The organism is Candidatus Villigracilis sp., assembly GCF_057083605.1.
On sequence record NZ_JBXMTI010000150.1, the window covers coordinates 1 to 8853 of the forward strand.

Below are 8853 nucleotides of genomic sequence, written 5' to 3' on the forward strand. Positions count from 1 at the left end.
CTGGAGGAACGCCACCAAAAGATAGCGGAGGCGGCGCTTCAGACTCCCGAAAGCCTACTCCCGTTTACCAGCCCGCTCCCCGCTGACATCGCCTTGCACATGATCGAGAATGTGATCGGGACCTACGTCCTGCCCCTCGGCATCGGGCTCAACTTCCGGGTGAACGGACGCGATGTCCTCATCCCGATGGTGATCGAGGAACCCTCGGTCGTGGCCGGCGCTTCGTTCATGGCCAAACTCGCCCGTGCCGGCGGCGGATTCACCGCCACCAGCACGGAACCGCTCATGATCGGGCAATTGCAGGTGCTGGATGTGAGCGATCTCGCCGGGGCCGCCGAAAAAGTAGTGGCGCGTAAAGCCGAATTGTTGGAGCATGTCGATCGGGCCGAATCCAGCCTCAAGTCCAGAGGCGGAGGCGCACGGGATCTTGAAGTCAGAATCATCCCAGAATCGCCCATCGGGCCGTTCCTCGTCGTTCATCTCATCTATGATGTCCGGGATGCGATGGGCGCGAACGCCATTAACACGGCCTGCGAGCGCCTGGCGCCCAGGATCGAAGAGATCACCAGCGGACGGGTCCATTTGAAGATCCTTTCAAACCTCACCGACAAGCGCATGGCCAAGGCGACTTGCACCATTCCCGTCAAAGAGTTGGAAATCGTGGGGCGGGATGGTAGCCCGCCTTACACCGGCGAGGAAGTGCGAGATGGCATCATCGCGGCCTACGCCTTCGCCGCCGCAGACCCGTACCGTGCCGCCACCCACAACAAAGGCATCATGAACGGCATTGACCCGGTAGTGATCGCCACCGGCAACGACTGGCGTGCCATCGAAGCGGGGGCGCATGCCTACGCCGCACGCAATGGACGATATACTTCATTATCCGTCTGGGAAAAAGACGCGGACGGCAATCTGGTTGGGACGCTCGAAATGCCCCTGGCAGTGGGTATCGTCGGCAGCGCGACCAGGGTCCACCCGGCAGCACAGGCCGCGTTGAAGTTGATGGGTGTGAAAACCGCCAGAGAGTTGGCTGAGATCATCGTCTCGGTGGGGCTTGCCCAAAACATGGCGGCGCTCCGGGCCTTGGCTACCGAAGGCATCCAACGCGGACATATGTCGCTACACGCACGTCAGGTCGCCATTGCCGCCGGTGCGAGTGGAGAGCTGATCGAAAAGGTCGCTGCCCAGATGGTGGCTGAGAAGGTGATTCGTTTGGAACGTGCGAAAGAGATTTTGAAGGGCATGCAGGCGTAGGGACACTAGTAAAATTAGCTCATGAAAAATGAACTTTTAGTCAAGCGCTCGCGGGCCCTGGATGCTGTTCGTGGAATTGCCATCATCATGGTATTGATTCATCATTATTCCCCCGATGCTGAAATGTCAGGACGATACGTTCGGCTCACCAATACTTTCTGGAGCGGCGTGGATCTATTCTTTATATTATCTGGCTTCCTGATTGCCACCATACTTTTAGAAAACGTCAAGGCGACCAACTACTACCAGGTCTTCTACATCCGTCGCTCGGCACGAATTCTTCCTCTTTACTGGTTACTGCTAATGGTAGTTGGCATATTGATCTATGTTAAACCAACTTCTTTCGATGCTCAGCTGGATTATCACCTGCCTCTTTGGTCGTACTTGATCTTTATCCAGAACTTTCTTTATGCACACAGAGGTCATTGGAGCGACCCCTGGCTGGATGTCACCTGGTCTTTGGCGTTGGAGGAACAATTCTACATATTCCTGTCAGTTGCTGTAAGATGGTTGCACAGAAATATTCTTATCATCTTATGTATCGTGCTGATCGTTTTAGCTCCCATTTTAGGTCACTTTGCAGCTTCAAGTAGGTATGTCTATCAGCTTCCGCTTTATCGGGCCTCGTCATTGATGATGGGAGTATTGGTCGCAATTTTGTGGCAGGCACAAGCGGTGCGCACATTTATCTTCAAATACAAGTTTTTGTTCTGGCTTGCCACCATACCCGTAATAGTGAACTTTAGATACTTCATCAGTCTAAAGACAGGGGATCCTATTGGTCATTTGTGGTTTGCATTCATTTATACTTTAGTATTGATTTTAGCACTCGCAGCCCCGCCAGAAAGGTCAGGCTTTATCTTTGGGAATAGAATCCTCGAATGGTTTGGACTGCGCTCCTATGGGTTGTATCTTCTTCACAGACCTGTGTTGGTTGTTATCTCAGGCTTATTGACAGCCAAATCCATAACGCTCGACACATTCCAGTTCACCATACTAATCGTGGTCATATTATTGATATTGGTTGAATTGTCTTATCACCTTCTCGAAAAACGGTTCATGGATCTTGGTCATCGGTTCAAATACAATAACCCTGTAGCACCCGTTTGATCTGGCAAAACAGCCATTTCTGAAAAGAATTTCGTGACTATTAATACGTCCCTCCTCTGGCAAATCCGCCACTTCGTCTATCAACACTTCGCGGACACGGCTTACCCCCCAGGCGCAGTTGAAACCGCCTTGCACTTTAACATCTCAACCGCAGAAGCTGGCGAATATTACAAAGAACTCCACAATCGCCACGCGTTCTTCCTCGACCTTGAGAGCCTATCCGTCCGCATGGCAAACCCGTTCTCAGGAATTCCCACGGATTTCAAAGTCCACGCTAATGGCAGGACCTATTACGCCAACTGCGCCTGGGACATGCTCGGCATCCCTGCCGCACTTCACACAGACGCAGTCATTGAAGCCGTTTGCACGGAGAGCAATGAGTCGGTTCAACTTGAAATTCGAGACGGGCAAATCTCCAATTCCCAATTTACCAGTTACCGATCTACAAACGACCAATCTACCGATGCCCAACTACTGATTCACTTCCCCCTCCCCTTCTCCCGCTGGTACGATGACCTGACCTTCACCTGAGCGACGATGCTGCTCTTCCGGTCGGAAGAATGGATTGACAAGTGGTGCAAGCGAAAGGACCTCCCTCGCGGAGAAGTTCTCACTCTCCATCAAGTCTGGGAACTTTCCAAATTGTGGTATCACAACCGCCTATCCCTGGAGTATCATGGACGGAGGATCAAACAGGTTGCAAAGATTTTCAAACAGGCAGGGTTGACTTCCAATTTTTGGTATATTCAAAGGTAAATATGGCTGAAAAACCAACCCTTTCATCAGAAGATATTTCCAAAATTGTGCGCGGCTTCGACCCCATTGACTGGGTGCAAATGGAATTAATCGCCAAGCTGCCGCCGCCAAAGCGAATTATCCCTGCCTTACACGCTCAGGAATTTTCAATGGCAGGGTTACGAGGCACTTTTCGCAAACGCTTTCCCGAATTATCTATGCCCGAAATTAATATGAAGGTATTGGCTTATCTCACCCCTGTGCGGATGGAAACCAAATGACCGCCATCACCTTTTATGTGCAGGTTGTAAAAGCATTGGATGAGATCAGCGCGCCGTATATGATCGTCGGCGCGTTCGGCGGGTATCCATTTGGAATTACACGCGCCACATATGATATTGACATCCTTGTGGATTTACGAGAACAGGATTTTGAAGCACTTTCACAGAAATTTCCATTGCCGCGCTACTATGCCGACCCTGAAATGATGAGAAACTCAGTGCAAATGGGGATCATGTTCAACATTATTGACACAAACGAAGGCATCAAAGCCGATCTTGTCCCTCTAAAACGTGAACCTGATTATGAACTTGCCTTTGATCGCCGCATTCGACGCGAGTTTGTAGACCCGTTTGGGAATCAATTTGAAGCGTGGGTCGCCCAGCCAACAGATATCATCATCGGAAAATTATTCGCATGGAATGAAGGCAGATCGAACAAACATCCCAACGATGTTTACGTGATGGTCACGTTTGATTTAAGTGGTTATGGTGATGTCAAAATAAACTACGACTTAATCAGCAAGGAAGCGGCACGCATTGGACACGAAACTCTCGAAATGTGGAATCAAGTTCTCACAAGAGCAAAAGACGAAGTTGATAAACACACGAAATAACCGGCCACGAGTTCCCTCTCCCTGCGGGAGAGGGCTGGGGTGAGGGCGCAGGCAGGCTTGACATCAAAGTTTTGGTATGCGAGCAAATAAGTGAAATTCAAGAACAAATGGACACTTGGTATCAGCATTGGTGTGGGACTGATTCTATTTATTTGTGTTGTACTACCTTTTATTCGTGAACAATATCTATCTTGGCGATTGGGTAGTGTTGATGCTGTTTCAATTCTAATTAGAGAAGGCGACTTGCCTTTTGGATTCACTTCTGGCACTATTACCGATGTTGACAATTATTACAAACCTACTCAGGCAAAAGAGCAAGAAATATTGGCACCAGATGGAACACAGGTTGGAAGTGTAAATGTCTTTTTATTTGCATCGCGTAGTGATCAATTAAATATGTTCGACATAAATCGACAGGTAGAGTCGCAGGAAGGAATAATCCCTTATGAAGTTTCTGGAATTGGAGATTGCGAAGACTGCATACCCATTTTTAGCATCAGTGGTTGCGATATGAGAGTCGTATTCACGCGATGTACGGCAGTTGCCATTATTAGTATATATGCTGCTTGCAATCAGAAAGAATATGATTTTGACACGCTAGTTGGACATGCAAAAAGACTTGATGAAAGCTTAAAATCAATCGCTTGTTATTAACTATAAAGAAGGTTATTTTTAAATGACAACCCCTCACACACACTCCCCTACCCTCCTAAAACCCAATAAACCCGTTGGCATCATCGGCTACGGCGCGTACGTACCGCGTTATCGTCTGCCCGCCAAGGAAGTCGCGCGCGTCTGGACCGGCGGCAAAGGCGGACTCCCCATCAAGGAGAAAGCCGTCCCTGGGCTGGATGAAGACGTTATCACCATGTCCATTGAAGCGGCGCGCAACGCGATGAAACGCGCCCAGATCGACCCGACCGAGTTGCGGGCGGTCTGGGTCGGGTCTGAGTCCCACCCGTATGCGGTGAAACCCACCTCCACCCTGGTCGCTGAAGCGATCGGCGCCGTCCCGAATACGCAAGCCGCGGATTGGGAATTCGCCTGCAAAGCGGGCACCGAAGCGCTCGTCGCCGCGATGGGCTTGGTTGGCTCGGACATGGGCAAATACGCCATGGCAATCGGCATGGACACCGCGCAGGGCAAGCCCGGCGACGCGCTCGAATACACGGCGGGCGCGGGCGGCGGTGCATACATCGTTGGTCCTGCCGAAGAATCGCTGGCGATCATCAACGCCTCGTATTCGTACGTCACCGACACGCCCGATTTCTGGCGGCGCGAATATCAAAAGTATCCCGAACACGGCATGCGCTTCACTGGCGAGCCGGCCTACTTCAAGCACATCACCGAAGCCGCCACACACCTGATGGAAGCCTCCGGCACAACCGCCAAGGATTACAAGTGGGCAGTCTTCCACCAGCCGAACACGAAGTTCCCGCAGCGCGTCGCCTCGGGACTCGGCTTCTCGATGGAACAGATCGAGCCGGGACTCCTGGTCCCTGTGATCGGGAATACGTACGCGGGTGCGGCGATGATCGGACTCACCGCGACGCTCGACATCGCCCAACCCGGCGATCGGATCCTCGTCGTCTCTTTCGGAAGTGGAGCTGGCTCAGACGCCTTCGACCTCACCGTCACGGACGCCGCTCCGCTCCGCGCAGGACTCGCCACGAAGACGCAAGATTACGTCAAGCGCCGCACTGAAATTGATTACGCCACATATGTAAGATTCCGCGGCAAGTTGGCGATGAAGTAAAATCTCTCAAACGAGTTTATTATGCCCAAATTAACTATCAAAGCCCTTGGCAAAGAAGCCGCATTATTTTCTGCCATTCAATCCCAAACACACGAAAAGGTCTTGTATGGTGTCACAGATGGGAAGGCTGTTGGCACGTATCTCGAGCAGAAATTCAGAGAATATCTGAAAAGTCGTTATGATTTCATGGAGGGAAATTCAGCCAGCGGAATTGATTTTCCTGAACTGCTGGTAGATATGAAAGTGACCAGTATCAGACAACCACAATCTTCTTGTCCCTTTAAATCCGCACACCAAAAGGTTTACGGGTTAGGCTACTCTCTGATTGTGTTCGTCTACGAGAAAATCGACCATAGGAGAAGCAAAACGGCAACGCTAAACATTTTGCACACCATCTTTGTGGAAGCCGAGAGAACAGCAGATTTTCAAACAACACGAGGCATTCGTCAAATTCTTGCAAATGAAGGAAACAGGGACGATGTTTTCGCTTTTATATCGGAGAGGAACCTTCCAATTGATGAAATTGGATTAAATAATCTAGCAGATGAGATTATCAGCAATCCGCCAGTTCAGGGCTTTCTGACAATTTCCAATGCTTTACAGTGGCGATTGCAATACAGCCGTGTGATTGAACGTGCGGGTCTGGAGCAAGGCGTTCTCACGATTTATCGAGCGAGCGAATGAAAGATTTAGCCCAACAGACCAAAATCGAATATGGTGATTTTCAAACGCCGTCGGAACTGGCAAAACTTGTGTGCCAAAAACTGGCGAAACTCGGCGTTTCTCCTGATGTAATCATAGAACCAACGTGCGGACTTGGCGCATTCGTGGAGGCATCAGCTTATCAATTTTTGCAAGCACAGAAGATTATTGGTATTGAGGTTAATCCTTCTTATTTGGAAGAAATTGAAAAGAAAAAATCTTTATTTCCAGCCAAGGAGCGCGTTACCCTCAAACAGGGGGATTTTTTTGATTTTGACTGGAAAGAATTGTTCAAATCGATTAATGGTTCGATTTTAGTGCTTGGGAATTTTCCTTGGGTGACAAATTCACAACAAGGGACTATTGGGGGCTTAAATTTACCTGCGAAGCTTAATTTCCAGAATCATAACGGCTTCGATGCTATGACAGGTAAAAGTAATTTCGATATTTCGGAATGGATGTTAATTCAGACTGGGAATTGGCTACAAAATCGAAAAGGTTATCTTGCTATGTTGTGCAAAACTGCGGTAGCAAGGAAATTCCTGAATCATCTTTACACTAACAATGTGTGCTTGCTCAGTTCAGCCATTTACAGCATTGACGCAAAAAAACATTTTGGCGCATCGGTGGAAGCCTGTTTATTATTTTGTGAATTTGATGGCGTTTCACATAACTATGATTACTATGTTCATGAAAACCTCCAAACCAATAGTCGCCAACGTGTAGGTCACAGAAACGGATTGACAATTCGGGATTTGGATACATTTGAAAAATCAAGTCATCTGTTTGGCAGTAGCGAAATGAAGTGGCGGTCTGGAGTAAAACACGATTGCTCAGAAGTGATGGAATTGAAAGAGCAAGGTGGGATCCTTGTGAATGGATTGGGCGAAGAGGTGGATATTGAGTCCGCGTATGTCTATCCGTTGCTAAAGGGTTCTGATATTGCCAACGATCGAATCAAATCAACAAATCGCTTTGTAATCGTTACCCAAAAAACTGTTGGGGAACCTACAAATACAATTAAGCACCTTGCTCCCAAAACATGGAAATATTTGGAAAAACATGCCGAGCTTCTGGATAATCGTAAAAGTAGAATTTACCAAGACAATCCACGCTTTTCTATTTTTGGTATCGGCTCTTACACTTTCTCGCCATATAAAATTGCGATTTGCGGGCTTTATAAAAGACTGGATTTCAGACTTGTTGGAGAACTGAGCAATAAAGCAGTTGTTTTTGACGATACAGTCTATTTTTTGAGTTTCGATACGGAAGAACAGGCTCGAAAAGTCTTATACACATTATTATCCCAAAATGTGCAGGACTTTTTTTCTTCCATGATATTTTGGGATGAAAAACGTCCTATCAAAACAAGTATCCTGAATCGACTAAATCTTCAAGCACCAAAAATTGTCAAAGCATTGAGACTGTTCGAACGAAAACAACACAAACAGAAGGTACAAAAATAAAGCATGGCATTCTTCGATCTCTCCCTCGACCTCCTCAAGACCTACATCCCGGAACGCGATGAACAACCGGACTTTGACGCCTTCTGGCAAGTCACCCTCGCTGAAGCGCGGACCTTTCCACTCAATGCAACTTTTGAAAAAGTGGATTATGGTCTCGTCGCGCAAGAAACCTACGATGTCACCTTCAACGGTTTCGGCGGCCAGCCCATCAAAGGCTGGTTCATTCTGCCCAAACAACGGCATGAGAAAACCCCTTGTGTTGTCGAATTCATCGGCTACGGCGGCGGACGTCAATTCGGCTTCGATTGGTTGCTTTGGGCAAGCGCGGGCTACGCTCACTTCGTCATGGATACGCGCGGACAGGGCAGCACCTGGTCCGGAGGCGATACACCGGATCTCTACGCCGACGGTGGCAACGCCCATTACCCTGGCAGTATGACCAAGGGCATCCTCGACCCGCAACATTACTTCTACCGCCGCGTCTTCGCGGATGCGGTCCGCGCCATCGAAGCCGCCCGCTCCCATGCAGCCGTGGACGCGACCCAGATCGCCGTCACCGGCGGCTCGCAGGGCGGAGGCATCACCATCGCCGCGGCAGGCCTTGTCCCAGACGTGGTCGCGGCCATCCCCGATGTGCCGTTCCTCTGTCATTACCGCCGCGCCACCGAAATCGTGGATACCTATCCCTACAAAGAGATCGCTGAGTATTGCCATGTCCACCGTGACAAGGTAGACACGGTCTTCAACACGCTTTCGTATTTCGATGGCGTCAACTTCGCGGCGCGTGCCCAAGCCAAAGCCTTATTCTCCGTGGGTCTCATGGATCAGGTCTGCCCACCCTCGACCGTCTACGCGGCCTATAACCATTGGGCTGGCGAAAAGGATATCAAGGTCTATCCGTACAACGGTCACGAAGGCGGGCAGAGTTATCAGAC

10 protein-coding genes are annotated in these 8853 nt (G+C 49.4%); all 10 read left to right on the forward strand.

What is annotated here, in order from left to right:
* The gene (locus AC14M5_RS21920) at positions 1 to 1254 is read left to right on the forward strand and encodes a hydroxymethylglutaryl-CoA reductase, degradative (RefSeq protein ID WP_484031853.1); all 1254 of its coding nucleotides are present in this window, start codon (positions 1 to 3) and stop codon (positions 1252 to 1254) included.
* Between the two features lie 21 nt (positions 1255 to 1275).
* Entirely contained in the window at positions 1276 to 2364 is a 1089-nt protein-coding gene (locus AC14M5_RS21925) for an acyltransferase family protein (RefSeq protein WP_484031854.1), read from the forward strand.
* A gap of 33 nt (positions 2365 to 2397) precedes the next feature.
* Complete coding sequence (gene merB / locus AC14M5_RS21930; RefSeq protein WP_484031855.1) at positions 2398 to 2895, forward strand: organomercurial lyase; 498 nt, start codon at positions 2398 to 2400, stop codon at positions 2893 to 2895.
* Between the two features lie 227 nt (positions 2896 to 3122).
* Complete coding sequence (locus tag AC14M5_RS21935; RefSeq protein WP_484031856.1) at positions 3123 to 3380, forward strand: hypothetical protein; 258 nt, start codon at positions 3123 to 3125, stop codon at positions 3378 to 3380.
* The gene (locus tag AC14M5_RS21940) at positions 3377 to 3994 is read left to right on the forward strand and encodes a hypothetical protein (RefSeq protein ID WP_484031857.1); all 618 of its coding nucleotides are present in this window, start codon (positions 3377 to 3379) and stop codon (positions 3992 to 3994) included. The genes AC14M5_RS21935 and AC14M5_RS21940 overlap by 4 nt, the downstream gene beginning before the upstream one ends.
* A gap of 90 nt (positions 3995 to 4084) precedes the next feature.
* Positions 4085 to 4648, forward strand: a complete 564-nt coding sequence (locus AC14M5_RS21945) for a hypothetical protein (protein ID WP_484031858.1) — start codon at positions 4085 to 4087, stop codon at positions 4646 to 4648.
* Positions 4649 to 4670: 22 nt separating this feature from the next.
* Positions 4671 to 5750, forward strand: coding sequence for a hydroxymethylglutaryl-CoA synthase (locus tag AC14M5_RS21950; protein ID WP_484031859.1), 1080 nt, complete (start codon positions 4671 to 4673; stop codon positions 5748 to 5750).
* Between the two features lie 21 nt (positions 5751 to 5771).
* Positions 5772 to 6434: a type II restriction-modification system restriction endonuclease gene (locus AC14M5_RS21955; RefSeq protein ID WP_484031860.1), complete on the forward strand. Its 663-nt coding sequence runs from the start codon at positions 5772 to 5774 to the stop codon at positions 6432 to 6434.
* Positions 6431 to 7918, forward strand: a complete 1488-nt coding sequence (locus AC14M5_RS21960; protein WP_484031861.1) for a DNA methyltransferase family protein — start codon at positions 6431 to 6433, stop codon at positions 7916 to 7918. The genes AC14M5_RS21955 and AC14M5_RS21960 overlap by 4 nt, the downstream gene beginning before the upstream one ends.
* A 3-nt stretch (positions 7919 to 7921) precedes the next feature.
* Positions 7922 to 8853 (forward strand): acetylxylan esterase (locus tag AC14M5_RS21965; protein ID WP_484031862.1); only part of this gene is annotated, 932 nt, incomplete at its 3' end.

Bases quoted from the DNA above. Each gene is read 5' to 3' on its own strand.
- AC14M5_RS21940 (WP_484031857.1), top strand. From the start codon at position 3,377: ATGACCGCCATCACCTTTTATGTGCAGGTTGTAAAAGCATTGGATGAG.
- AC14M5_RS21960 (WP_484031861.1), top strand. From the start codon at position 6,431: ATGAAAGATTTAGCCCAACAGACCAAAATCGAATATGGTGATTTTCAA.
- AC14M5_RS21935 (WP_484031856.1), top strand. From the start codon at position 3,123: ATGGCTGAAAAACCAACCCTTTCATCAGAAGATATTTCCAAAATTGTG.
- AC14M5_RS21955 (WP_484031860.1), top strand. From the start codon at position 5,772: ATGCCCAAATTAACTATCAAAGCCCTTGGCAAAGAAGCCGCATTATTT.
- AC14M5_RS21950 (WP_484031859.1), top strand. From the start codon at position 4,671: ATGACAACCCCTCACACACACTCCCCTACCCTCCTAAAACCCAATAAA.
- AC14M5_RS21925 (WP_484031854.1), top strand. From the start codon at position 1,276: ATGAAAAATGAACTTTTAGTCAAGCGCTCGCGGGCCCTGGATGCTGTT.